Below are 24304 nucleotides of genomic sequence, written 5' to 3'. Positions count from 1 at the left end.
CCGCTCAGCGGTGAGCGGCGGCGAACCGCTGCGACTCCCGCTGCAGCGCGTCGACGACGAGCCGCACCGACGGCCGCACCGCGCGGTCGGGCCGCACCAGAGCGGTGAGCTGACGCTCCGTCTTGACGCCGGAGATCGGCCGGGTCACGAGACCGTTCTCCCGGTCGCGCGTGGTGAAGCGCGGCAGGATCGCGATGCCGTGCCCGGCGGACACGAGCGACTCGACGATGCCGTTGTCGCCGATGCGCTGGGAGATGTTGGCGCTGAAGCCTCCGGCGATCTCGATCTGGCGCAGCAGGCGGTCGTAGGGGAAGTCGATCGGCACGCCGATCCACGTCTCGTCGGCGAGGTCGGAGGGGGAGAGGGTGCGCTTGCCCGCGAGCCGGTGATTCTCCGGCAGGGCGATGTCGAGGGGCTCCTTCATGAGCGGCACGGTGACGAGACCGCGCTCGTTCCATGAGGGCAGGATGCCGGGGGCATCCGCGACCACGACGTCGTAGTCGCGGGTGAGGTCGGCGAAGTCCGGCAGCACCGGGTCGACGCTCGAGACGCGCACGGAGAGGCCCGGGGCGTCCGCGAGCTCGGACAGCAGCCCCGGCAGCAGCATCTCGCCCGCGGTCTGGAACACCGTGAGCGTCACCGTGCCCTGCGGCTGCTCGGTGAACTCCTTCCAGGTGGACTGCGCCTTCTCGATCGCGACGGCGACCTCGGTCGCGGTCGTCGCGAGCGCCCTGCCAGCACCGGTGAGGCGGATGCCGCGGCCGTGCCGCTCCGTGAGCGGCACCCCGGCCTCGCGCTCGAGCACCTTCAGCTGCTGCGACACGGCCGACGCCGTGCGGTTGGTGGCGCGGGCGACGTCGGTGATGCTGCCCCGTTCGGCGAGTTCGCGGAGCAGTTCGAGGCGGCGCACATCCATGAAGCGATTCTACAGCCCCGCTCAAGGAACATTCGCTTGTGCTAAAGCGTTACGAATAGTGAGATTGCATCGCATCTGAAGGAGGAGTCATGGAGTTCATCGTCCTGGCCGCGATCGCCGGCCTCGCTCTCGTCGGTGTCGGCGCGACGGTCGTCGAGACCGTCCGCGACGGCTACGGCCCCGTGCCGACGCGCCGCGCGTAAGCAGCACCAGAGGAACGCGCCGGTCCCGGAAGGGCCGGCGCTTTTTCTTTGCCCGCGTGCGGTGGATCCGTCGCTCGCCGCTCAGCGGCCCTCGCGTCGGCCTCCGATCAGCCCGGCGAGAGCGTCAGCTTCCGCCCCGCGAGCCCGCGCCCGCGCGCGACGAGCCGCTCGGCCACGGCGTCGATCGCTACGGCGGCCGGGTCCGCGGGATCGGCGAGCACCACCGGGGCTCCCGCGTCGCCGCCGACGCGCAGCGCGACGCTCAGCGGCACCGACGCGAGCAGCGGCACCTTGAGCCGTCGGGCGAGCTCCGCGCCGCCGCCCGAGCCGAACAGTTCGAGCACGGAGCCGTCCGGCTGCACGAGCCCCGCCATGTTCTCGACCACGCCGACGACCGTCTGCCCGGTCTGCCGCGCCACGACGGCGCTGCGCTCGGCGACATCCGCGGCGGCCGACTGCGGCGTCGTGACGACGAGCACCTCGGCGTGGGGGAGCAGCTGCCCGACCGAGATGGCGACGTCGCCGGTACCGGGCGGCAGGTCGAGCAGCAGCACGTCGAGGTCGCCGAAGTACACGTCGGTGAGGAACTGGGCGATCGTGCGGTGCAGCATCGGCCCGCGCCAGGAGACGGCCGTCGAAGAGGCGTCCACGAACATCCCGATCGAGATGACCTTCACGTCGTGCGCGACCGGCGGCAGGATCATGTCGCCGACCTGGGTCGGCTTCGCCCCCTCGATGCCGAGCAGGCCGGGGATCGAGAACCCGTGCACGTCCGCGTCGACGAGGCCGACCCGCAGCCCGCGCCGGGCGAGCGCGACCGCGAGATTCGCCGTGACGGTGGACTTGCCGACGCCGCCCTTGCCGCTCGTGACGGCGACGACGCGGGTCAGCGAGTCGGCCGTGAACTGCACGCCGCGCTTCGCCGCGGATCCCCGCAGCTTCTCGGTCAGCGCCTTCCGCTCCTGCGGGGTCATGACCGACACCGCGACGTCGACCGCCGTGATGCCCGGCACGGATGCCGCGGCCTCGCGCACCCCGCGCTCGATTGCGTCCGCGGCCGGGCAGCCCACGATCGTGAGCTTCAGCGGCACGCGCGCCTCGCCGGCATCCGTCACCTCGACGTCGCCGATCATGTCGAGCTCGGTGACCGGCTTGCGGATCTCCGGGTCGAGCACGCGGCTGAGCGCGCCGCGGACGCGGTCGGCGGTGCTCACGAGCGGCGGACCGGCGCGGTGCGGCTCTCGGTGTCGTCGCCGGACCGGTCGCGATCGAGGTCCTCGAGCAGCGAGCGCAGCTCGGCGCGGATGAAGTCCTTGCTCGCGACGTCGGTGAGCGCGAGGCGCAGGGCGACGACCTCGCGGGCGAGGTACTCGGTGTCGGCGAGGTTGCGCTCGGCGCGCTGGCGGTCCTGCTCGATCTGCACGCGGTCTCGGTCGTCCTGGCGGTTCTGCGCGAGCAGGATCAGCGGGGCGGCGTACGACGCCTGGAGCGACAGGATGAGCGTCAGCGCGGTGAAGCCGTTGTCGGAGGAGTCGAAGCGCCAGCTGAGCGGCGCGGTCGTGTTGTAGACGATCCACGCGATGCAGAACAGGGTGAGGCCGAGCAGGAACCACGGCGTGCCCATCGCGCGGGCGACCCACTCGGTGAAGCGGCCGAAGCGGTCGCCGTCGCTGCCACGAAGAGGGAGCACCCGCCGACGGCGGATGCCCTTGGGAGCGTCGAGCGATGTGACGTTCTTAGGTTCGCGAGCCACTGACGCCCCTCCTTCCTGTGATCACGGCCTGTCTGCGCGCGGTCGCGCGCGGTCTCGCGGGTTGGTCGTGGTCGTCGCTACTTCGCCAGTCGTCGGGCAGCAGATAGTCGAGGACGTCGTCGATGGTCACCACCCCGACCAGACGATGGCTCTCGTCGATGACGGGGAGCGAGACGAGGTTGTAGCTCGCGAGGCGACGGGACACCTCGGCGGCGCTCTCGGTGACGAGCACCGGCTCGAGCGTCTGATCGAGCAGGGTGCCGAGCCGCTCGCTCGGCGGATAGCGCAGCATCCGCTGGAAGTGCACGACCCCGAGGAACCGTCCGGTCGGCGCCTCGTAGGGCGGCAGCGTGACGCAGACGGATGCCCCGAGCGCGGGCGCCAGCTCGTGACGGCGGATCAGGGCGAGACCCTCGGCCACCGTGGCATCCGCGGACACGATGATCGGCTCGGTCGTCATGAGACCACCGGCGGTGTCGGGGGCGAAGTCGAGGAGGAAGCGGACGTCCTCGGCCTCGTCGGGCTGCATGAGCTGCAGCAGCGCCTCGGTGCGCTCGGCGGGCAGCTGACCGATGAGGTCGGCGGCGTCGTCGGGCTGCATCTGGTCGAGCACCTCGGCGGCGCGGTGGTCGTCGAGGGCGCTGAGGATGCCGACGCTCTCGGACTCCGGCATTTCCTCGAGCACGTCCGCGAGGCGATCGTCGGGCAGCTCGCCGAGCACCTCGATCATCCGCTCCTGCGGCAGCTCGCGGAGCGTGTTGGCGAGGTCGGCGGGGAGGAGGTCGGAGTAGGCGGCGATGACCTGCTCGGCGGACTGCGCCTCCTCGGTGTCGCCCTCCTTGACGTCGCCCCAGTTGACGAGCACGGTCGGCGCCTTGGCGAAGGGGGAGGGGCTCGTCTTCGGCAGCCGCACGAACAGCTGCGAGACCTCCCACTCGCCCTGGCCGGTGTCGGCGATGGAGACGTCCTCGATGACGCCCTGCCGGTTGTCCTTGAGCGTCACGGTGCGGCCGAGCATCTCGGCGATGAGGCGCACCTCGCCGCCGCGCTGCTCGAAGCGGCGAAGGTTGATGAGCCCGGTCGTGATGATCTGGCCGCCGCCGATGGAGGTGACGCGCCCGATCGACACGAAGACGCGGCGCTTGCCGGGCACCTCGACGACGAGCCCGACGACCTGCGGGGACTGCCGCTTGCGGTACACGACGAGCACGTCGCGCACGCGTCCGACGCGGTCGCCGGCGGGGTCAAAGACCGAGACGCCGGCCAGTCTGGCTACGAAGACTCGGGAGGCGCTCACAGGACTAACCTACCGCCGCGCTGTCAGAATCCCCTTATGACCAGCCCCTCCCCGTTCGGCCGCCGGCCCCGTCAGACGCCCGTCGTTCCCCGGGGAGACGTGCTCGGCACGTACGAGAGCTACCCGGAGGCGCAGGAGGTCGTGAACCGGCTCGCCAAGGCCGAGTTCCCCGTGGACCAGGTCGCCATCGTGGGCAACGACCTCAAGACCGTCGAGCGGGTGACCGGCCGGATGACCTACGGCCGGTCGGCCGCAGCGGGCGCCGCGAGCGGCGCGTGGTTCGGCCTCTTCTTCGGGTTCCTGCTCGTGCTGTTCTCGCCGACGGCGAACCTGCTGCTGATCGGCGCTGCCGCGCTCATCGGTGCGGGCTTCGGGATGCTGTTCGGGCTCGCCACGTACGCCGTGAACCGGCGCCGGCACGACTTCACGTCGTTGACCCAGGTCGTGTCGTCGAACTACCAGGTGATCGTGAACCCGCAGCTCACCGCCCGCGCGCAGAACGCGCTGAACGGCGGTGGGAGCGGGGCGGAGGAGCAGTCGCCGCGCGCCTGACTCGACGCGCGTAGGGCCGCGGCGGCTCACACACGGCCGCACGCGTCGTGACCTGCGCCGGACGTCGCGTCAGCGGCGCAGCCACGCCTCCACGTCGTCCGCCGTGCGCGGGATGCCGACCGAGAGGTTCTCAGCGCCGTCGGCGGTCACGAGGATGTCGTCCTCGATGCGCACGCCGATGCCCCGGTACTCCTCGGGCACGGTCAGGTCGTCGGGCTGGAAGTACAGACCGGGCTCGATCGTGAAGACCATGCCGGGCTCGAGCACGCCGTCGAGGTAGAGCTCGCGGCGCGCCTGGGCGCAGTCGTGCACGTCGAGGCCGAGGTGGTGGCTCGTGCCGTGCACCATGTACCGCCGGTGGTACTGGTGGTCGGGGTCGAGCGACTCCTCGGCGGTCACGGGCAGCAGGCCCCACTCGGCCGTCCGCTCGGCGATGACCCGCATCGCGGTCTGGTGGATCTCGCGGAAGCGGATGCCAGGACGCACGATGGCGAACGCGGCATCCGCGGCCTCGAGCACGGCCTCGTACACGCGGCGCTGCACCTCGGTGAAGGTGCCGCTCACGGGCAGAGTGCGGGTGATGTCGGCGGTGTAGAGGCTCTCGAGCTCGATGCCTGCGTCGATGAGGATGAGGTCGCCGTCGGCGACGGGGCCGTCGTTGCGGGTCCAGTGCAGGATGCAGGCGTGCGGGCCGGATGCCGCGATCGTGTCGTAGCCGACGGTGTTGCCCTCGGCGCGGGCGCGCCGGTTGAACGTGCCCTCGACGAGGCGCTCGCCGCGGCGGTGAGCGGTGATCGCCGGGAGGTCGGCGATCACGTCGTCGAAGCCCTGCTTCGTGGCATCCACGGCGGCGCGCATCTCGCCGATCTCGTAGTCGTCCTTCACGAGCCGCAGCTCGCTGAGGTCGCGGGCGAGGGCGGCGTCGCCGTCGCGCGAGACATCCGCGACCCCTTCGGCGGCGGCGAGGCGGCGGCCGTCGATGCGGTCGGTGATGTCGCGGTCGGCGTCGCGGACGACGAGGGTCGACGCGTCGACGCGGTCGAGCACCTCGGCGAAGGCCGCGAGGCCAGCGGTGTCGAGGCCGAGGTCGGCCGCGACGTGCGCGAGCGAGGGGCGCGGGCCGGTCCAGAACTCGCCGATCTCGGGGTTCGCGTAGAACTCGTCGGAGTCGCGTCCGGCGGCCTCGCGGAAGTAGAGGGTCGAGGCGCCGTCGGCCTCGATGACGAGCACGCTGCCGGGCACGGCGTCGGAGCCCCAGCCGGTGAGGTGCGAGAACGCGGAGTGCGCCCGGAACGGGTAGTCCGTGTCGTTCGAGCGCACCTTCGCGGTGCCGGCGGGCACGATGAGGCGGGCTCCGGGGTGCAGTGCCGCGATCGCCGCGCGGCGGCCGGCGGCGCGGTCGGCGGCCGGGCGGCGTGAGGGCACGGTCTGCTGCCGCTCGGCCCAACCAGTGGAGATGTACTCCTTGAAACGGTCCGAGCCGGGGGTCGTGGACCGGTTCGAGGTCGCCCGGGGAGCGGTCGCGTTCTGCTCTGCCATGTCTCTAGTCTGCCCGCTCCGAAGGCGCCTGTCTTGCGTGCACCGAGTGCAATAAGGACCAACGGAACGTGAAAATCCTGATCACGGGCCGAGTGTTCCCCGGCCCCCGAACGAGGGCGATTCTGAGCAACGCTCACTTCCCCAAACACCGGATGCGACACGCCGAATGGCACTAGTTAGGGGGTCACCGGTTCTGCCAAGGTCATCACCAGCAGACGAGAGCAAGGGGCAGATCCTGTCACGCCTACCCGCACTCGGGCGCGAGCGATGGAGCGTGACCAGGATGGCCACGCCTATGTCGCGGCGCCTGACGACGATGAGCGCACTGAGCGCGATCCTCGGCGTGCTCTTTTCGCTGCTCGTGGGCGTGCAGCCCGCCAACGCGTACCGCTCGTTCTCGATGTGCGACGCCGACGTCGTGCTCATCACGCTCCGCGGAACCGCGGAGGACAACGCCCCGACGGGCACCACCATGGCGGGCCTGCAGGCGGTCGCCCGCGCCGACCGTCAGCTCTCGGTCTGGACCCGCACCGTCGACTACCCGGCGATCGCCTACTCGCTCGGCGGCACCTACTTCACGAGCCTCCGCACGGGCACCGACAACCTGCGCGAGACCATCCTCGACACGATCGAGGAGTGCCCGCTCTCGGAGATCGCGCTCGCCGGCTACTCCCAGGGGGCTCAGGCGATCGGCGACCTGCTGGCCGGCACGAACGTCGAGCCGCTGCCCGACGGCGTGCGGGAGCGCATCATCGGCGTCGCGCTCCTCGCCGACCCGTCGTACCGCACGGGCGAGCCGTGGAACGCCTCCGGCGACACGACGGCGCGCAGCGGCTGGTTCGTCAGGGCCGCCGGAGCGTTCGACTCCTGGACGCGGAACGGCTCCGTCGGCGGCCAGGCCTCGATCGTGCGCTCCTGGTGCCTCACGGGCGACCGGTTCTGCTCGAGCGGCACGGGCTTCGACGCCGACGCCATCCACGGCTCCTACGCCACCGTGGTCTCGAGCGAGGTCTGGAACTTCCTGCGCTCCTGGGCGGTCGACGACGAGGACTGAGGTCCCGGCCGCACGCGGCCCGCGAACCTAGACTGGGGCGATGCCCGGTCCGATCGATCTCCACGCGCACTCCAGCGTGTCGGACGGCACCGAGACGCCCGCCGAGCTGATCGCCGCCGCGGATGCCGCGGGGCTGTCGGCCGTCGCGATCACCGACCACGACTCCACGGCCGGCTGGGACGAGGCGATCACCGCGGCATCCGGCACCGGGCTCACGCTCGTGCCCGGCATGGAGATGTCGACCCAGCTCGACTACGCGAGTGTGCACGTGCTCGCCTACCTCTTCGACCCGACGAACGCCGCCCTCATGGAGGAGACCGCGCGCGTCCGCAAGGAGCGGCTCACCCGCGCCGAGAGCATGGTGCGCCGCATCTCGGCCGACTACGACCTGGCCTGGGACGACGTGCTCGAGCAGGCGCGCGGCACCACCGTCGGTCGTCCGCACATCGCCGACGCGCTCGTGGCACGGGGCATCGTGACCGACCGCAGCGCGGCGTTCGCGACGATCCTGCACTGGCGCGGCGGCTACTACCGGCCGCACTACGCCCCGACGCCGCTGACCGGCGTGCGGCTCATCACCGAGGCCGGGGGAGTCGCCGTCATCGCGCACCCGGGCGCGGCGGGGGCAGCACGCGTGCTGACGGATGACGTCGTGTCGCAGCTCGTCGACGCCGGGCTCGCGGGCTTCGAGCTGCACCACCGCGACAACCCGCCGGAGCAGCGCGAGCGGCTGCAGCGACTCGCCGACCGCTACGGGCTCATCACGACGGGCTCGAGCGACTACCACGGCACGGGGAAGCCGAACCGGCTCGGCGAGAACTCGACAACCCAGGAGATGCTCGAGCGCATCGTCGACCGCGCGACGGGCACGGCGCCCTTCCGCTCGGAGCCGCGCGCGGCGACGGAGTAGCCACTCCGGCGGATCACGTCGCCCAGGAACGCGAAAAGCGGGGCCCGTCCTTGGACGAGCCCCGCTTCGTGCAGCTGGTGGTTACTCCGACGGCGTCGCCGGCGCGGCCGAGCCGGAGCGGCGGCGACGCGAGCGGTTGCGGCGACGCGGCTGACCGCCCTCGCCACCACCCTCGACGGGAGCCGACTCGGGCGAGGCATCCGTCGTCTGCGCCTCGGTGTCGGCGCCCGAGGAACCGTTGCCGGAGCGGGTGCGACGACGACGGCGCCCGTCCGACGAGCCCTCGCTCTCGGCGCGCGGCGGACGCGAGCTCTCCGAGCGGGGCGGGCGCGAGGTCGCGGACTGCTCCGAACGCGTCGTGGCCTTGAGGCGGCCCTTCGCGCCCTCGGGGATGCCGAGGTCGGCGTAGAGGTGCGGCGACGAGGAGTAGGTCTCGGTCGGCTCGGGCTGGCCGAAGTCGAGCGCGCGGTTGATCAGCGACCACTTGTGCAGGTCGTCCCAGTCGACGAAGGTCACCGAGATGCCGGTCTTGCCCGCGCGGCCGGTGCGGCCGGCGCGGTGCAGGTAGGTCTTCTCGTCCTCGGGGATCGTGTGGTTGATCACGTGGGTGACGTCGGTGACGTCGATGCCGCGCGCGGCGACATCCGTCGCCACGAGCACGTCGATCTTGCCGGCCTTGAACCGGGCCATCGACTTCTCGCGGGCCTCCTGGCTCATGTCGCCGTGGACGGCGCCGGCGTTGAAGCCGCGGTCCTGCAGCTCCTCGGTCAGCTTCGAGGCCGCGCGCTTGGTGCGCGTGAAGATGACGGTGCGGCCGCGGCCCTCCGCCTGCAGGATGCGGGCGACGACCTCGTCCTTGTCGAGCGCGTGCGCCCGGTAGATGAGGTGCTTGATGTTGGCCTGCGTGAGCCCCTCGTCGGGGTCGCTCGCGCGGATGTGCACCGGGCGGTTCATGAACCGGCGGGCCAGCGCGATGACCGGGCCGGGCATCGTCGCGGAGAAGAGCATCGTGTGCCGGGTCGCCGGCGTCTGCGCGAACAGCTTCTCGACGTCGGGCAGGAAGCCGAGGTCGAGCATCTTGTCGGCCTCGTCGAGCACCATGATGCGCACGTTCGCGAGCGAGAGCAGGCGCTGCCCGGCGAGGTCGAGGAGACGACCGGGGGTGCCGACGACGATCTGGGCGCCGGCCTTGAGCTGCTCGACCTGCCCCTCGTACGCCTTGCCGCCGTAGATGGAGACGATCTTGGTGGGCCGGTTGCGGGTGGCCAGCTCGAGGTCCTCGGTCACCTGCACCGCGAGCTCGCGGGTGGGGACCACGACGAGCGCCTGCACCCCGGGCTCGGGGTCGGCGCCGAGACGCTGCACGAGGGGGAGGCCGAAGCCGAAGGTCTTACCGGTGCCGGTCTTGGCCTGGCCGATGATGTCCTGGCCGCTGAGGGCGAGCGGGATCGTCTGGCTCTGGATGGGGAAGGGCTCGATGATGCCCTTGGCCGCCAGAGCGTCGACCATGTCCTGGTCGATCCCGAGGTCGGAGAAAGTCAATGAAATGCCTGTCTGTGTAGTAGAAAGCCGCCCACATTCTACCGGCGGGCCCGTCGGCGGGCTCCGGAAGGTGAATCGCGGCGGAAAGAGCGCCCTAGACTTGGCGCCGTGGTGAGCTGGTTCCCGTGGAGGCGCAGGCCCGCTCACTCCTTGAGGCTGCGGCCCCGGCGCGACCCCCTGGTTCCTCTGAACAAGGTCGACCTGTCGGAGATGACGCCGGCGCCGCCAGCGTACCTGGGTCACGCCGCATATCTGCATCTCTCGTTCTTCGAATCCGTCTCGCAGGCCCTTTCCTTCGCCCCGACGCTCGATGCGAAGGAGCGGATGTCGCGGGTCGCGGGCCTCGCGCTCGAGAAGCACCGCCGCTTCGTCGAGGAGATCGAGCGCCGCGGCGACGACGCTCCCGCGCTCATGCAGCCCTTCGCCGCGGGCGTGGACCTGTTCCGCTACGAGACCCGGGGCAACGACTGGTACGAGGTGCTCGTCACGCACTACGTCACGGTCGGACTGCTGGAGGAGTTCTTCGAGCAGCTCGCCGTCGGGCTCGGCCGTGACGAGCTGGAGCGAGTGCGCGACATCCTGGATCTCGACTCCGGGCTCGAGCTCGTGGTCGACGAGCTCCGCCGGGCGATCGAGCAGAACCCCCTGCTGGGGTCGCGGCTCGCCCTGTGGGGGCGCCGCCTGGTCGGCGACACCCTGCTGCTCGCCCGCGCCGCGCTGACGTCGACGGATGCCGCGCCGAGCGAGGAGCGGCTGGAGCCCGTGTTCACGGAGCTCATCGCCGGCCACACCCGGCGCATGGACGCCCTCGGCCTCACCGCGTAGTCGCCGCCCCGTCAGGGCCGGCGGTCGGCCGCGAGCAGCACGAGCAGGCCGATGATGACGAGCGCGAGGCCGGCGAAGACCCCCACGAGCTGGAACTCGGAGTCGAAGACCCCGACCAGCCGCAGCACCTCGAGGCCCAGCTGCACGACGCCGACGACGCACAGGATGACGCCGAAGACGACGATCATCCTCACGCGCGGCTCGGCCTGCATACCCTCATGGTGACGCGGGGTCCTGCTGAGAAGCTGCGCGTGACGGGTCGGAACCGTCCTCAGGCCTTCTGCAGGCGCTCGAAGAGCTCCTCGTCCTTGACCCGGCGGGAGCGGGGGAGCAGCAGCGCCACCACGACGGCGGCGGCGCCGGCGGCGGCGAGCGTCGCGACCCAGATCCAGCCGCCGTCGAACGGCAGCCCGAGCCAGGTCAGCGCGGCCCAGACGACGGCGGCCACGATCGCGCCGACGCCGGGGAGCACGAGCACGCCGTGGGTCTCACGCCCCGGTACGAGGTAGCGCACCAGGAGCCCGAGTGCGGTCCCGCCGAGGACCGCGAAGAGCATCTCCATGTCAGGCGACGAAGCCGACGCGGCGCGTGCTCTCCGACCCGACCTCGATGTAGGCGAACGACGTGGCGGGCACGATGTAGAGCTTGCCCTTGTTGTCGGTCAGCTTGATGAACTTGCTGTCGGCATCGAGCGCCGCCGTCACGATGCTCTCGACCTCGGCCGCGGTCTGCGACGACTCGAAGCTGATCTCACGGGGGCTGTTGGTGATGCCGATGCGAATGTCCACGTTCGCAAGAATAGGCCACCGGGTAGCACCCGCCGGCGGTCGTTCGCCAGGGGCAGACAGGGCGCGTCCGGCGCGTGCCGGAGGGCCCGACGGGCGATGTCGCCGGGGTCGACTACCGTGCTCGCGTGGCGGTTCTGGGACTGAAGCGGGGGGCGGATGCCGCGGTGCATCCGGTCGCGCTCGACGACAGCCAGCGGGCGGTGCTCGCCCTCGCCGACGACGAGAGCGCGGTCGTGCTGGGAGCTCCCGGCACGGGCAAGACGACGACGCTCGTCGAACTCGTCGCCGACCGCGTCAACGAGCGCGGCTTCTCGCCTGACGAGGTGCTCGTGCTCTCCCCGACCCGCGCCGCGGCGACCCGGCTGCGCGACGTGCTTGCGCTGCGCGTGGGTGTCGCCACGAGCGGCCCGTTCGCCCGCACCCCCTCGTCGCTCGCGTTCCAGGTGCTCCGCCGCGCGGCCGTCGCCGAGCACGTGGAGCCGCCGAAGCTCCTGACCGGCGGCGAGCAGGACGCGATCGTGCGCGAGCTGCTCGCGGGCCACGTCGAGGACGGCACCGGGCCGGCCTGGCCGGAGCACCTCGGGCCCGACGTACGCGCGCTGCGCACCTTCCGCACGGAGCTCCGCGAGCTCGCGATGCGCGCCACGGAGTACGGCGTCTCGCTGCCCGAGATGCGCCGACTCGCCCGCGTCCACGACCGGCCCGAGTGGGCCGCCGCCGCGGACTTCCTCGCCGAGTACACGGCGCTCGTCGACCAGGTGCGCGAGTCCGCCCTCGATCCCGCCGAGCTGCTCGCCTTCGCGACGACCGAGGTCGCCGAGGGCCGCTACGACCCGCCGTTCCGGCTGCTCGTGCTCGACGACGCGCAGGAGGCCACCGAGTCGATCCTCGGGCTCGTCCGTGCGCTCGCGGCGCGGGGCGTCACCGTCGTCGCCGCGGGCGACCCCGACGTCGCCGCGAACTCGTTCCGCGGGGCCGAGAGCGACGCCCTCGGCCGGATGCCCGCCCTGCTCGGCATCCGCATGACGTCGCTGCGGCTCGCCACCGTGCACCGGCACGGCCCCGAGCTGCGCGCCCTCATCTCCGCCGTGACCGCCAGGATCGGCACCGCCGCCGCCGGTCTGCAGCGGTCCGCGACTGCCGTCGACCGCCCGGGGTCGGTGAGCGTCATCGAGGCGCCGACCGCCGGGCGGCAGTACACGACCATCGCGCGGCTGCTGCGCGAGCGGCACGTCGAGCAGGACGTGCCGTGGGGACGCATGGCGGTCATCGCCCGGTCGGGCGCCCTGCTGCCCGCGATCGCCCGCGCGCTCTCGCACGCCGAGGTGCCGACGCGCACCACGCTCGCCGGCGCTCCGTTGCGCGACGACGCCGCCGTGCGCGGCCTGCTGCGCGTGGTCGACGTCGGCATCGGGCGCACCCCGCTGACCGACGAGGTCGCCGTCGAGCTGCTCACCTCTCCCTACGGCGGCTTCGACCGCCTCGCGCTCCGCCGACTGCGGCTCGCGCTGCGGGCCGAGGAGCTCGCGGGCGGCGGAGGCCGCGCGAGCGGCGCCCTGCTGGTCGAGGCGCTCTCCGCGCCGAGCCGGTTCGCGACGATCGACCACCGCATCGGGCGCCGCGCCGCGCGGCTGGCCGAGACGCTCCACGCCCTGCGCGGCATGGCCGACAGCGGCGCGACGATCGAGGAGCTGCTCTGGCACGCATGGGAGCGCAGCGGCCTCGCCCGCAGCTGGGGCGATCAGGCGCTCTCCGCCGGCGTCGCCGCCGAGGACGCGAACCGCAACCTCGACGGCGTCGTCGCCCTCTTCACCGCGGCACGCCGCTTCGCCGAGCGCCGCCCCGGCGACGGGCCGGGCCTCTTCCTCGACGACGTCCTCTCCGCCGACGTGCCCGAGGACACGCTGTCGCCACGCGCCGCCGGCGACGCGGTCTACCTGACCACCCCGGCCGGGGCGATCGGCCTCGAGTTCGACACCGTCGTCGTCGCGGGGCTGCAGGAGGGCGTGTGGCCGAACCTCCGGCTGCGCGGCTCGCTGCTCGCGCCGCAGGAGCTCGTGCGCGCGGCATCCGGTGACACGGCCGTCGTCGACAAGCGGCGACAGGTGCTCTCCGACGAGCTGCGCATGTTCGCGCTCGCGGTGTCGCGGGCGTCCTCGAAGCTCGTGCTGGCGTCCGTCGCCAACGACGACGAGGCGCCGAGCGTGTTCCTCTCCTTCGCCCCGGATGCCCCGCGCGAGCCGCTCTCGGAGTTCCCGCTGACCCTGCGCGGGCTGACCGGTCGCCTGCGCCGCATCGCCGCGACCGCCGGCCCCGCCTCCGCGGCCGAGGCCGCCTCCGGTCTCGCCCAGCTCGCCGCCGAGCAGGTGCCAGGGGCCGACCCGGCGGAGTGGCACGGCCTGCTGCCGGTGTCGACCGAGGCGCCGCTGTTCGACCTCGACGACCCCGAGGTGCGGGTCTCGATCTCGCCCTCGAAGCTCGAGCAGTTCGAGCAGTCGCCGTTCGCGTGGTTCCTCGACCGCGTCGCCGGCGCCCCGTCGTCGACGTCGATGAGCCTCGGCACCATCGTGCACTGGGTGATGGAGACCGCGACCGACCCGAGCGACGCCGCGCTCGAGGCAGCCCTCGAGTCTCGCTGGTCCGAGCTCGTCTTCGAGTCGCCGTGGCTCGCCGAACGCGAGCGCGACGCCGCGCGAGTGCTGCTCGGCGCGGTCGGGGAGTACCTGCGCGACTTCGAGCGGAGCGGCGCCCGCCTCGTCGCGGCTGAGGGCGCGTTCGAGCTCGAGGTCGGCCGGGTGCGGGTGCGCGGCAAGATCGACCGCGTCGAACAGTCCGCCGACGGCGCCGTCACGATCGTCGACCTCAAGACCGGCTCGCCGATCACGAAGCAGGCCGAGATCGACGAGCACGCCCAGCTGAGCGCCTACCAGCTCGCCTACGCGGAGGGCCTCATCGGGGGGCTCGAGGGCGAGCACCGCCCGGGCGGGGCGGCGCTGCTCTACGTGAAGAAGGGCAAGGACGGCAGGCGCTACCGCAAGGGCGAGCAGGCGCCGCTCGACGAGGAGCAGCTCGAACGCTTCCGCGAGCGGCTCCGCACCGCCGCGCGGAGCATGGCGGCCGCGGGCTTCGACTGCCTGAGCGAGGTGGACGTGTGGGACTTCAAGAACTCGAGCATCCGACTGCACACGGTGAGGGCGGTGACCGAATGACCGACCTCCTTCTTCCGCCCACGGCGACGATCGGTGCCCGCGAGATCGCCGAGAAGCTCGGGCAGCCGCCGCCCACCGAGCAGCAGCGCGCGGTGATCGAGTCGGAACTCGCGCCCGCGCTCGTCGTGGCCGGCGCCGGCAGCGGCAAGACCGAGACCATGGCAGCCCGGGTGCTGTGGTTGCTCGCGAACGGACTCGTACGGCCGAGCCAGATCCTCGGGCTCACGTTCACCCGCAAGGCCGCGAGCGAGCTCTCCACCCGCATCCGCAAGCGCATGCTCCAGCTCGAGCAGGCGGGCCTGATGCCGGGCGAGCCCGACCCGTTCGAGGTGCCGACCGTCGCGACGTACAACTCGTTCGCGAACTCGGTCTACGGCGAGCACGCCGTGCTGCTCGGCCGGGAGAGCGACGGGGTCGTGCTGTCGGAGGCATCCGCCTGGCAGCTCGCGCGCTCGATCGTGCTGCGCTCCGACGATCCGCGTCTGCCCGGGCTCGGCAAGTCCATCGACCAGGTGACCGCGGCGGTGCTCTCGCTCTCGTCGTCGCTCAGCGAGCACGTCGCGGATGCCGCGGCCGTGCGCTCCTTCGCCGAGGACTTCGCCCGCGTCGCCGAGCGGCCGAACGGCGGCAAGGGCGCCTACGCCGACGTCGACGACACGGTGGCGCGCGTCGCGGCACTGCCCGTGCTGCTCGATCTCGCCGAGCGCTTCGCCCAGGCGAAGCAGGAACGAAGCTTCGTCGAGTACTCCGACCAGGTGGCGCTCGCGCTCGAGGTGGCCGAGGCCTCGCCGCGCGTCGCGGAGGAGCTGCGCGACCGCTACCGCGTCGTGCTCCTCGACGAGTACCAGGACACCTCCGTCGTGCAGACCCGCCTGCTGTCGCGCCTCTTCGCGGGTACGCCCGTCATGGCCGTCGGCGACCCGCACCAGTCCATCTACGGGTGGCGCGGCGCGAGCGCGTCGAACCTCGACGACTTCGCCCGCACGTTCGGCGCCGAGCGCACCTTCGCGCTCAGCACCTCGTGGCGCAACGGGCACCGCATCCTCGAGGCCGCGAACGTGCTCGTCGCACCGCTCACCGCGACGACGAGCGTGCCCGTCGAGCAGCTGCACCCGTCGCCGGTCGCGACCGACCTGCCGGTCGACTCGCTGTTCCCCGAGACGGTCGAGGACGAGGCGGATGCCACCGCGCGCTGGCTCAAGGCAGGGCTCGACCCGCATCGCGGCGCCGCCGAGCAGCCCTCCGCCGCCATCCTCTTCCGCACCCGCAAGACCATGCGGTTCTTCATCGACGCGCTGCGGCGGCACGACGTGCCCTTCCACGTGCTCGGGCTCGGCGCGCTGCTCGAGGAGCCCGAGGTCGCCGACCTCGTCTGCGCGCTGACCGTGCTCGACGATCCGACCGCGGGCTCGCAGCTCGTGCGGCTGCTCGGCGGGTCGCGCTGGCGGCTCGGCGTGCGCGACCTCGACGGGCTCAAGCGGATCGCGCACTGGCTGCGCGAGCGCGACTACGCCTACCGTCCCCTCGAGGACGGCGTGAAGGACGCCCTGCGCGGCTCCTTCGACGACGCGGAGGACTCCTCGATCGTCGACGCCGTCGACTTCGTGGCGACCGCCCCCGCCGACCACGGCCAGCTCGAGAACCTGAGCCCGGCCGGGGTCGAGCGCGTGCGCGAGGCCGGACGGCTGTTCGCGTCGCTCCGGGCGCTGCCCTCGCTCGACCTCGTCGACCTCGTCACCGCGGTGCAGCAGGCGCTGCTGCTCGACGTCGAGGTGCTTGCGAACGACGCGCGCGTGCAGGGCCCGGCGCCGGCCGAGGCGCTCTTCGACGCCCTCGAGAGCTACCTCTCCGTCGCCGACGTCGCGACGCTCGGCGGGTTCCTCTCCTGGCTCGACGAGGCGGCGAAGCGCGACGACATCGCCCCGCGCGCCGAGGAGCCCGAGGCGGGCACCGTGCAGCTGCTGACGATCCACGGGTCGAAGGGCCTCGAGTGGGACTTCGTCGCCGTGCCGCGCCTGGTCGAGGACGAGCTCCCCGGCAAGCCCCGCGAGGGCTTCGTCGGCTGGCTCTCCTTCGGCGCTTTGCCGTACGCGTTCCGCGGAGACGCCGCCGACCTGCCGGCGCTCGCGTGGGAGACCGCCGAGACGCGCAAGGACGTCGTCGACGCGATCAAGCGGTTCAAGGCCGCCGTCGCCGAGCGCAGCGTGCTCGAGGAGCGCCGGCTGGCCTACGTCGCCGTCACCCGCGCCCGCCACCGGCTGCTCGTCACGGGCAGCTTCTGGGCCACCCAGACCCGCGCCCGCTGCGCGAGCCGCTTCCTCGTCGAGCTCGCGGACGCCGGCGTCGTCGCACCGCTGCCCGAGGCGAGCGAGCACGAGGAGAACCCGCTCGCGGGGGAGACGCTGACGTTCCTCTGGCCGCGCGACCCGCTCGGCACGCGCCGACCGGCGGTCGAGGCGGCCGCCGAACTCGTGCGCCGCGCGGAGCCCGGTCACGCCGGCGCCTGGCAGCGGTCGCTCGACCTCCTGCTGGCCGAGCGCCGCCGCCGGCTCGAGGGCAGCGAGGGCGTCACCCTGCCGAGCCGCGTGCCCGCCTCGCGCTTCAAGGACTACGTCGCGGACCCGGCCCGGGTCGCCCGCGAGCTCCGCCGTCCGATGCCGGAGCGCCCCTACCGCGCGACGCGGCTCGGCACCCTCTTCCACTCCTGGGTCGAGGCGCGCTCCGGCGTCGCCGGCTCCGGCGACCTGCTCGACGCCGCGCCCGCCGAACTCGACGTCGACCTGGCGACGGATGACGCGGGGCTCGACGCTCTCAAGGCGATCTTCGAGCGCTCCGAGTGGGCCGACCTCGCCCCGGTCGACGTCGAGCAGGAGATCCAGCTCGTGCTCGACGGCCAGGTGGTCGTCTGCAAGATCGACGCGGTGTACCTGCGCGACGGGCGGTACCAGATCGTCGACTGGAAGACGGGCAAGGCGCCGCGCAGCGCGGAGGAGCTCGAGGAGCGGCAGCTGCAGCTCGCGCTCTACCGGCTCGCCTACGCCCGCCGCCACGGCATCGACCCCGACCTCATCGACGCGGTGTTCTACTACGTCGCGGACGACCGGGTCATCCGGCCGGAGCGGGTCTTCGACGAGGACGAGCTCGTCGAACTGTGGCGCGCTGCCGTCGGCGGCTGAGCGGCTCAAGCAGCGACGGCCGGCCCACGTCGGCGGGCTCGTGCTCGTCGCACGCGGTGCTTCACGCACGTCGGACCGTGCTGAGCGGGCGCTAACGGAGGAGAAGTCCCCGCGGCGGGCTCGTGCTCGTCGCACGCGGGGCTTCACCCGCGTCGGACCGTGCTGAGCGGGCGCTAACGGAGGAGAAATCGGCGTTCCCGGTCGGAAATCGACCGGAAGGGGCGGAATCTCCTCCCTTAGGTGCGCTTCAACGGCCGAGACCATGCTTCAGCGGCTGAGATCACGCTTCAGCGGCCGAGATCACAGTTCAGCGGCTGGATCACCGGAGGCGACCGGATCAGCCGCAGCCGCGCTACCCCTACCGCCGGCGCTCGGTGCGCTCGAGCAGCTCCTCGACCTCGTCCACCGCGAGCACCGGCATGTGCTGTGCGCCGAGCTGGCTCGTGACATCCGTGCCCACCTCGTCGACCAGGCCGTGCAGCATGCCGACCGCGTCGTCGACGATCTCCGCGTCGCGGGTGTCGGTGCCGTGCAGCAGCCAGCGGGCGAGCTCGAGCTCGGAGTAGAGGATCGCGCGCTGGCGGATCTGCCGGTCCGCGGCGCCGCGGGTGTTGAGGTACGCGTCGATCGCGGCATCCGCGGAGTCGCGTCCGGCGCCGACGACCCAGAACAGGTCGCGCGCGGGGTCGGACACCTTGAGCTCCTGCCAGCCGATCACGCCGGTGACGACGCCGTCGTCGACGAGGAACGAGTCTGCCGTCAGCGCCCCGTTGGTGACGGTGGGGTTGAACTGCCAGAGCTGCGGGTCCTCGGTGGCGGCGCGCCAGCGGTCGACGAGTGCGACGGGCACGAGCCCCGTCGAGGCGGCGCGGTCGATGATCTGGATGCTCTCGCGCAGCGTCTCGACGGCCGACTGCACGGGCAGCCCGGCGTCGGCGATGAAGCTCGTCGGCAGCTGGTGGATCGCGGCGATGGCCTTGCCGACCGACGACGTGATCTGCGCGCCGGGCGCGAGGTCGTGCAGCGACAGCTTCTGCCCGAACACGTACTCGTAGACGACTGCGCGACGCGACGCCGACGGCGCCTGACCGACGTAGGTCGGCACGTTGAACGGCAGCCGGGCCCGGATGCCGGTGCTCAGCGCCCGAAGGCCGACGAGGTCGGCCGACTGGTCGGAGAACGCCTCGTCGGAGCGCGGGACCCGCACCAGCAGGTGCTTGCCGTCGCGCAGGGCGAGGAGCGAGGAGTCGTAGGACCCCTCGCCGCCGTCGCTGTAGGTGCTCGCGCTCACGACGTCCAGTCCGGGCACGGCCGCCGTAGCCAGCGCGGCTAGAGTGAGATGCGTTCCAGCCATGCCCCTCAGGGTAGGTCGGAGGCCCGCTCTCGACGGGCCCGCCACGCGCTGACGCCTCGATCGGACCTCATGCCCTCCTTCACCTCCCGTCTGCCGTTGTCCCGCTCGGCCATCGATCGCGACTACCAGGCCCGCACCCACGAGGACCTCTTCACGACCCTCTGGGCCGACCCGGCCACCCGCCTCGTCGTGCTCTGGCGCGGCCAGGCGCTGCTCGGCGAGGGCGACGCCCTCGCGCTCGTGCCGGTCGCGGAGCTCGGCGGCGCCGCGGCGGTCGCCGAGGCCGCCGCGGACGAGACCGCCGACCCGTCCGACGCGCCCACGGTCGCCGGGCGGCAGTACCTCGCCGAGCGCGATGCCGAGGCTCACCAGGTCGACCCGCTGCTCGGCCCCACCGACACGTCGCTCGCGCTCTACCTCGGGCGCCTGCTCGACGGCGACGTCCCCGTCGTCGCGCTCGCCCTCTCCGACGAGGAGGCGGCCGCCCTCGTGCCCGCCGACGCGCGCTGGGGCAACCTGCGCGAGCTCGGCGCGACGCTCTCCGACCGCGACGCCGGCCTCTTCACCGAGGCTCTCGCGATGATCAACTGGCACGAGGCCAACGGCTTCTCGCCCCGCACCGGCGAACCCTCGACGCCCGGCCGCGCCGGCTGGGTGCGCAGCGACAGCGCCGGCGAGCTCTTCCCGCGCACCGACCCCGCCATCATCGTCGGGATCACGGATCCCGAGGACCGGCTGCTCCTCGGCTCGAACGCCATGTGGCCAGCCGACCGCTACTCGCTGCTCGCGGGCTTCGTCGAGCCGGGCGAGTCCCTCGAGGCCGCGGTCGTGCGCGAGGTCTTCGAGGAGTCCGGCATCCGCGTCGTCGACCCCGTCTATCTCGGCTCGCAGCCCTGGCCGTTCCCCGCGAGCCTCATGCTCGGCTTCACCGCGACGGTCGACCCGGATGCCCCTGGCCGGCTCACCCCGGACGGCGAGGAAATCCTCGACGTGCGCTGGTTCACCCGTGACGAGATCCGCGACGAGGTCGCGGCCGAGCGGCTGCGCCTGCCCGGGGTCACCTCGATCGCGCGGGCGATCATCGAGCACTGGTACGGCGGTCCGATCGAGGCGGCATGAGCTCGCCCGCATCCGTCTCCTCCGACAGCCTGCTCGAGGCGCTCGACCAGGAGCAGCGCCAGGCCGCCGAGGCCCTGCTCGGTCCCGTGTGCCTGCTCGCGGGCGCCGGCACCGGCAAGACGCGCGCGATCACGCACCGCATCGCCTACGGCGTCGCGACCGGCGTGTACTCGCCGTCGCGAGTCATGCCGCTGACGTTCACCTCGCGTGCGGCGGGCGAACTGCGCGCCCGGCTGCGGGCGCTCGGCGCCGGCGGGGTCGCCGCCCGCACCTTCCACGCGGCGGCGCTCGCCCAGCTCAACTTCTTCTGGCCGCAGGTCATCGGCGGCGACGTGCCGAAGCTGCTCGAGGGCAAGGCGCGGATCATCGCGCACGCCGCCGAGAGCATCCGCCTCAAGCTCGACACCCCGGCGCTCCGCGACGCGGCCGGTGAGATCGAGTGGCGCAAGGTGTCGCGCATGACGATGGAGGACTACGCCCGCGCGGCGTACACCCGTCCGCTGCCGGGGTCGCTCAGCGTCGAGCAGATGGCCGACCTGCAGCAGGCGTACGAGGACCTCAAGGACGAGCGCCGGCAGATCGACTTCGAGGACGTGCTGCTCGCGACCGCCGGCATGATCGAGGCCGAGCCGCGCGTCGCCACGCAGGTGCGGGAGCAGTACCGCTTCTTCGTCGTCGACGAGTACCAGGACGTCTCCCCGCTGCAGCAGGACCTGCTCGACCTCTGGCTCGGCGACCGCAACGACCTCTGCGTCGTCGGCGACGCGAGCCAGACCATCTACAGCTTCGCGGGCGCGAGCTCGCAGTACCTGCTCGGCTTCGGTTCGCGGTATCCGGGTGCCCGCGTCATCCGGCTCGAGCAGAACTACCGCTCGACCTCGGCGATCATCGACACCGCGAACCGGCTCATGCGCGGGCGGCCCGGTGCCCTCCGGCTCACGCCGGCGCAGGCGAAGTCGGATGCCTCGCGGCCCGTGCCGCCCACGATCAGCGAGTACGACACCGAGGCCGGGGAGGCCCGCGGCGTCGCGTCGTCGATCGGTGCGCTCATCTCGGGCGGCGCGCGGCCTGAGAGCATCGCGGTGCTGTACCGGATGAACGCGCAGGCGGCCGCGCTCGAGAACGCGCTCGAGGACGCCGGCATCAGCTACCGCATCCACGGCGCCGGGCGGTTCTTCGACCAGCGCGAGGTCAAGCAGGCCGTGCTCATGCTCAAGGGCGCCTCGATCTCGATCGTCGGGGAGCCGCTGTTCAAGACCGTCAGCGACGTGCTGCGCTCGCTCGGCTGGACGCAGGAGCCGCCCGAGGCGCGCGGCGCGACGCTCGAGCGCTGGGAGTCGCTCAACGCGCTCATGACGATGGCCGAGGCGACGGGACCCGGCACGACGCTCAAGGACTTCGTCGGCGAGCTGATCGACCGGCAGCAGGCGCAGCACGAGCCGACGATGTCGGCGGTGACGCTGGCGTCGATCCACTCGGCGAAGGGCCTGGAGTGGGACCACGTGTTCGTCGTCGGCGTGAGCGAGGGGCTCGTGCCGATCTTCTACGCGAAGGGCTTCGACGCGATCGACGAGGAGCGGCGGCTGCTCTACGTCGCGATCACCCGAGCACGGAGACGACTGCACCTGTCGTGGTCGCGTCTCGCCCAGCACCAGCAGCGGGAGCCGAGCCGGTTCCTGGACGAGCTGGCTCGAGAGGCAGGGCCCGGCAGGCGCACTCCGGGTGCGGGGGCCAGTCGCGGGAGCTGAGCGCGCCGGTCGCGACGTCGAGCACGACGGCCGCCGGCAGCGTGAAGCGCGGGTCGCGCACCGCGTCGAGAGCGAGCCTGGCCGCGAGCCCGGCGACCTCGAGCGCGACGACGGGCGTCTCCGCGCTCGGTGGGCGCCCCTGCAGCTGCCCCGCGATCGCCGGCCACGCCGGATCCTCGTCGCGGCGATGCAACTCGATGCAGTAGAGGCAGGGCCCGCGGCCGGCGGTCAGCAGCGGGCCGACCCGCGCCGTGCTGTCGCCGAGCACCACCGGCAGCACCCGGATGTCGCGGCGCACGAGCGCGGCGCGCACGAACGCGTCGACGACGTACCCGGCGACGACGACCACGAGGCCGACGTCCGCGTCGAGGTCCGCCAACCGCTGCGGCCGGACGACGGTCGCGCCCGCCGCGCCCGCCGCCGAGGCGAGGGCCGCCGCGGTCGGTCCTACCCCGAGCAGCGCGAGCGGCGGGGTGGGCGGTGACGGGCGGGCGAGCGCGGGGGAGAGAGCCGCGACCAGCGCCGTCGTCTCGGGCGGACGCAGCCCGCAGAGCTCGCCCACCGCGGGCAGCGCGGCGTCGGCGATGCCCGCCTGCAGCGCGGTGAGCATCCGTTCGTCGGCGGCGGTCACCTGCTCGAGCACGACGACCGGCGCGTCGACGCCGAGCTGGAGGCTGTCGGGTGTGCGCCACACGAGGGGGAGCGCGGGGTCGAGTCGCAGCACCATGAGAGCAGGATGCGCCCGGTGCGGATGACGCGGGGCGGGCTGTCCACAGCCCGAGGTCGGGCATCGGCGCAACGCATGAGTGGCGCGGCCGGCGCGCCGGTCACAGCGGCGTGTCATGCCGACTGTTCGTGACTTACGCCCGGTACCACTCTTCGGTCGAGTAGCGCCGCGGGCGCGTATCTAGACCACATGCCCTGCGAGTGTGTCGACCGCCGGGGAACTGCCAGGTCGGCTACTGCTGCGGGTCGTCCCCGCTGCCGCCGCCGAGGAGGTCCTCGAGCTCGCGGTCGAGGTCGTCGCGCACCGGCTCGGTGCTCGTCAGCCGCGCGACCAGCGCCTGCGGGTCGTCGAGGTCGAACGCGGTGGGCAGCACGTCGGGGTGCGCCCACAGCTCGTCGCGGCGGCGGGCGCCGACGGCATCCGTCACCGCGCGCCACATCGCCGACGCCTCGCGCAGGCGCCGCGGCCGGAGCTCGAGCCCGACGAGGGTCGCGAACGCGGACTCGGCGGGGCCGCCGGCCGCGCGGCGACGGCGCACCGTCTCGGCGACGGCGGCCGAGCGGGGAAGCCGCTGCGTGGCATCCGTCGTCACGACGTCGACCCAGCCCTCGATGAGGGCGAGCATCGTCTCGAGGCGGGCGAGCGCGGCGAGCTGCTCCTCGGACTTCGGCGGGATGAGGGTGCCGGAGCGCATCGCCTCGCGCAGCTCCTCGGGGTTCGACGGGTCGAAGTCGGCCGCAAGCTCCTCGAGGCGGTCGGTGTCGACGCGGATGCCCCGGGCGAACTCCGTGATCGAGGTGATGAGGTGCAGGCGCAGCCACTTGGCGTGGCGGAACAGCCGGGCGTGCGCGAGCTCGCGCACCGCGAGATAGAGGTCGATCTCCGTCTGCGGGATGTCGAGACCCTCGCCGAAGGCGCGGACGTTCTGGGGGAGCAGGGCCGCCTGCTGCTCGTCGAGCAGCGGGATGCCGACGTCGCCGCCGGAGACGACCTCGCTCGAGAGCTGACCGACGACGTGACCGAGCTGCATCGCGAAGAGCGTGCCGCCGACGTTGCGCATGAGCTGGCTCGCGCCGGCAATCATGCCGCTCATCTCCTCGGGGGCGTTCTCGGTGAGCACGTCGGTGAGGGCGTTCGCGATGCTGGTGGCGACCGGCTCGGCGAGCTGGCTCCACACCGGCATCGTCGCGTCGATCCACTGCTCACGGCTCATGAGCTTCGGCGGCAGGGTGAGCTGGGCGACGAAGGTGACCTCGTCGAGCCACAGCGCGGCGAGCTGGAGAGCCTGCTCGAGAGAGGAGCGATCGAGCGGCGTCATCGACACCGAGGTGGACCGCGCGAGCTGCTTCGCCTGGTCGGCGGCGAGGTTCCAGTTGAGGCCGTCGCCGGGGGTGCGCAGCGCGCCCTGCAGCTGGGCCATGAGCTGGGCGAGCATCGCCGGGTCGTTCGGCAGTCCCGCGGCGCCCGCGAGCTGGTTGGGGTCCATTCCGGCTTCCCCGGAGAGGAAGCGGCGCAGCATCTCCCGGAGTTCCTCTTCGGGATCCTCCCGCGGGCTGTCAGGCATGGCGACTACGCTAGCCCCTGGCCTCTCG

General features: G+C 72.6%; 19 protein-coding genes and 1 pseudogene. 8 read left to right on the top strand and 12 right to left on the bottom strand.

What is annotated here, in order from left to right; all coding sequences use genetic code 11:
* Positions 1-4 precede the first annotated feature (4 nt).
* The 4 genes from JUB10_RS01090 to JUB10_RS01075 all read right to left on the bottom strand — a co-directional run bounded on the left by JUB10_RS01090 (position 5) and on the right by JUB10_RS01075 (position 4169).
* Positions 5-916: a LysR family transcriptional regulator gene (locus JUB10_RS01090; RefSeq protein ID WP_207453457.1), complete on the bottom strand. Its 912-nt coding sequence runs from the start codon at positions 914-916 to the stop codon at positions 5-7.
* A 310-nt stretch (positions 917-1226) separates the two neighbouring features.
* Complete coding sequence (locus JUB10_RS01085) at positions 1227-2333, bottom strand: Mrp/NBP35 family ATP-binding protein (RefSeq protein ID WP_207453455.1); 1107 nt, start codon at positions 2331-2333, stop codon at positions 1227-1229.
* Positions 2330-2872: a DUF1003 domain-containing protein gene (locus JUB10_RS01080; RefSeq protein WP_207453453.1), complete on the bottom strand. Its 543-nt coding sequence runs from the start codon at positions 2870-2872 to the stop codon at positions 2330-2332. Before JUB10_RS01080 ends, JUB10_RS01085 begins: the two co-directional genes overlap by 4 nt.
* Positions 2856-4169 (bottom strand): magnesium transporter MgtE N-terminal domain-containing protein, encoded by a 1314-nt coding sequence (locus JUB10_RS01075; protein WP_207453451.1) that lies wholly within the window; start codon positions 4167-4169, stop codon positions 2856-2858. Before JUB10_RS01075 ends, JUB10_RS01080 begins: the two co-directional genes overlap by 17 nt.
* Before the next feature lie 36 nt (positions 4170-4205).
* On the opposite strand from JUB10_RS01075, the gene JUB10_RS01070 reads away from it, so the two are divergent.
* Positions 4206-4721: a general stress protein gene (locus JUB10_RS01070; protein ID WP_207453450.1), complete on the top strand. Its 516-nt coding sequence runs from the start codon at positions 4206-4208 to the stop codon at positions 4719-4721.
* A 69-nt stretch (positions 4722-4790) separates the two neighbouring features.
* Here the strand turns inward: JUB10_RS01070 and JUB10_RS01065 are convergent, their stop codons facing one another.
* Positions 4791-6260 (bottom strand): aminopeptidase P family protein, encoded by a 1470-nt coding sequence (locus JUB10_RS01065; protein WP_207453448.1) that lies wholly within the window; start codon positions 6258-6260, stop codon positions 4791-4793.
* Between the two features lie 283 nt (positions 6261-6543).
* On the opposite strand from JUB10_RS01065, the gene JUB10_RS01060 reads away from it, so the two are divergent.
* Both JUB10_RS01060 and JUB10_RS01055 read left to right on the top strand, forming a co-directional pair.
* Complete coding sequence (locus tag JUB10_RS01060; RefSeq protein WP_207453446.1) at positions 6544-7314, top strand: cutinase family protein; 771 nt, start codon at positions 6544-6546, stop codon at positions 7312-7314.
* A 40-nt stretch (positions 7315-7354) separates the two neighbouring features.
* A complete protein-coding gene (locus tag JUB10_RS01055) occupies positions 7355-8224 on the top strand; it encodes a PHP domain-containing protein (RefSeq protein ID WP_207453444.1) in 870 nt (289 codons plus the stop codon).
* Between the two features lie 81 nt (positions 8225-8305).
* Here the strand turns inward: JUB10_RS01055 and JUB10_RS01050 are convergent, their stop codons facing one another.
* Positions 8306-9766: a DEAD/DEAH box helicase gene (locus tag JUB10_RS01050; protein ID WP_207453442.1), complete on the bottom strand. Its 1461-nt coding sequence runs from the start codon at positions 9764-9766 to the stop codon at positions 8306-8308.
* A gap of 210 nt (positions 9767-9976) precedes the next feature.
* Here JUB10_RS01050 and JUB10_RS01045 point away from each other — a divergent pair, with 210 nt between their 5' ends.
* A complete protein-coding gene (locus tag JUB10_RS01045; RefSeq protein WP_242682064.1) occupies positions 9977-10591 on the top strand; it encodes a ferritin-like fold-containing protein in 615 nt (204 codons plus the stop codon).
* A gap of 11 nt (positions 10592-10602) precedes the next feature.
* Here the strand turns inward: JUB10_RS01045 and JUB10_RS01040 are convergent, their stop codons facing one another.
* Genes JUB10_RS01040 through JUB10_RS01030 form a run of 3 tightly spaced genes read right to left on the bottom strand, consistent with a single transcriptional unit; the run spans position 10603 to position 11379 of the window.
* Positions 10603-10803 carry a hypothetical protein gene (locus JUB10_RS01040; RefSeq protein ID WP_207453439.1) on the bottom strand — a complete coding sequence of 67 codons (201 nt, stop codon included), beginning with the start codon at positions 10801-10803 and terminating at the stop codon, positions 10603-10605.
* Between the two features lie 59 nt (positions 10804-10862).
* On the bottom strand, positions 10863-11147 hold the full coding sequence (locus JUB10_RS01035; protein WP_242682008.1) for a hypothetical protein: 285 nt from the start codon (positions 11145-11147) through the stop codon (positions 10863-10865).
* A 7-nt stretch (positions 11148-11154) separates the two neighbouring features.
* Entirely contained in the window at positions 11155-11379 is a 225-nt protein-coding gene (locus JUB10_RS01030) for a DUF3107 domain-containing protein (RefSeq protein ID WP_207453437.1), read from the bottom strand.
* Between the two features lie 125 nt (positions 11380-11504).
* Here JUB10_RS01030 and JUB10_RS01025 point away from each other — a divergent pair, with 125 nt between their 5' ends.
* Positions 11505-14588, top strand: coding sequence for an ATP-dependent helicase (locus JUB10_RS01025; protein WP_207453436.1), 3084 nt, complete (start codon positions 11505-11507; stop codon positions 14586-14588).
* Positions 14585-17764: an ATP-dependent helicase gene (locus tag JUB10_RS01020; RefSeq protein WP_207453430.1), complete on the top strand. Its 3180-nt coding sequence runs from the start codon at positions 14585-14587 to the stop codon at positions 17762-17764. The genes JUB10_RS01025 and JUB10_RS01020 overlap by 4 nt, the downstream gene beginning before the upstream one ends.
* Positions 17765-18122: 358 nt before the next feature.
* Here the strand turns inward: JUB10_RS01020 and JUB10_RS01015 are convergent, their stop codons facing one another.
* Complete coding sequence (locus JUB10_RS01015; protein WP_207453428.1) at positions 18123-19118, bottom strand: phosphotransferase; 996 nt, start codon at positions 19116-19118, stop codon at positions 18123-18125.
* Between the two features lie 96 nt (positions 19119-19214).
* Between JUB10_RS01015 and nudC the strand changes: the two genes are divergently transcribed.
* Both nudC and JUB10_RS01005 read left to right on the top strand, forming a co-directional pair.
* Positions 19215-20237 carry an NAD(+) diphosphatase gene (gene nudC / locus JUB10_RS01010; RefSeq protein WP_242682007.1) on the top strand — a complete coding sequence of 341 codons (1023 nt, stop codon included), beginning with the start codon at positions 19215-19217 and terminating at the stop codon, positions 20235-20237.
* A complete protein-coding gene (locus tag JUB10_RS01005; RefSeq protein ID WP_207453424.1) occupies positions 20234-21985 on the top strand; it encodes an ATP-dependent helicase in 1752 nt (583 codons plus the stop codon). Before nudC ends, JUB10_RS01005 begins: the two co-directional genes overlap by 4 nt.
* Here the strand turns inward: JUB10_RS01005 and JUB10_RS14470 are convergent.
* A pseudogene (locus JUB10_RS14470) lies at positions 21972-22595 on the bottom strand (TOMM precursor leader peptide-binding protein); the annotation flags it as partial. The gene JUB10_RS01005 and the pseudogene JUB10_RS14470 overlap by 14 nt on opposite strands.
* A gap of 349 nt (positions 22596-22944) precedes the next feature.
* Positions 22945-24276, bottom strand: a complete 1332-nt coding sequence (locus tag JUB10_RS01000; protein ID WP_207453422.1) for a zinc-dependent metalloprotease — start codon at positions 24274-24276, stop codon at positions 22945-22947.
* Positions 24277-24304 lie beyond the last annotated feature (28 nt).

The organism is Desertivibrio insolitus, from assembly GCF_017355965.1.
Lineage (GTDB): Bacteria > Actinomycetota > Actinomycetes > Actinomycetales > Microbacteriaceae > JAFIQW01.
The sequence above is the reverse complement of the archived record's forward strand: the minus strand, read 5'-3'. Positions and strand labels throughout refer to the sequence as shown.

Bases quoted from the DNA above. Each gene is read 5' to 3' on its own strand.
- JUB10_RS01040 (WP_207453439.1), bottom strand. From the start codon at position 10,803: ATGCAGGCCGAGCCGCGCGTGAGGATGATCGTCGTCTTCGGCGTCATC.
- JUB10_RS01055 (WP_207453444.1), top strand. From the start codon at position 7,355: ATGCCCGGTCCGATCGATCTCCACGCGCACTCCAGCGTGTCGGACGGC.
- JUB10_RS01090 (WP_207453457.1), bottom strand. From the start codon at position 916: ATGGATGTGCGCCGCCTCGAACTGCTCCGCGAACTCGCCGAACGGGGC.
- JUB10_RS01065 (WP_207453448.1), bottom strand. From the start codon at position 6,260: ATGGCAGAGCAGAACGCGACCGCTCCCCGGGCGACCTCGAACCGGTCC.
- JUB10_RS01020 (WP_207453430.1), top strand. From the start codon at position 14,585: ATGACCGACCTCCTTCTTCCGCCCACGGCGACGATCGGTGCCCGCGAG.
- JUB10_RS01015 (WP_207453428.1), bottom strand. From the start codon at position 19,118: ATGGCTGGAACGCATCTCACTCTAGCCGCGCTGGCTACGGCGGCCGTG.
- JUB10_RS01060 (WP_207453446.1), top strand. From the start codon at position 6,544: ATGGCCACGCCTATGTCGCGGCGCCTGACGACGATGAGCGCACTGAGC.
- JUB10_RS01035 (WP_242682008.1), bottom strand. From the start codon at position 11,147: ATGCTCTTCGCGGTCCTCGGCGGGACCGCACTCGGGCTCCTGGTGCGC.
- JUB10_RS01070 (WP_207453450.1), top strand. From the start codon at position 4,206: ATGACCAGCCCCTCCCCGTTCGGCCGCCGGCCCCGTCAGACGCCCGTC.
- JUB10_RS01005 (WP_207453424.1), top strand. From the start codon at position 20,234: ATGAGCTCGCCCGCATCCGTCTCCTCCGACAGCCTGCTCGAGGCGCTC.
- JUB10_RS01000 (WP_207453422.1), bottom strand. From the start codon at position 24,276: ATGCCTGACAGCCCGCGGGAGGATCCCGAAGAGGAACTCCGGGAGATG.
- JUB10_RS01045 (WP_242682064.1), top strand. From the start codon at position 9,977: ATGACGCCGGCGCCGCCAGCGTACCTGGGTCACGCCGCATATCTGCAT.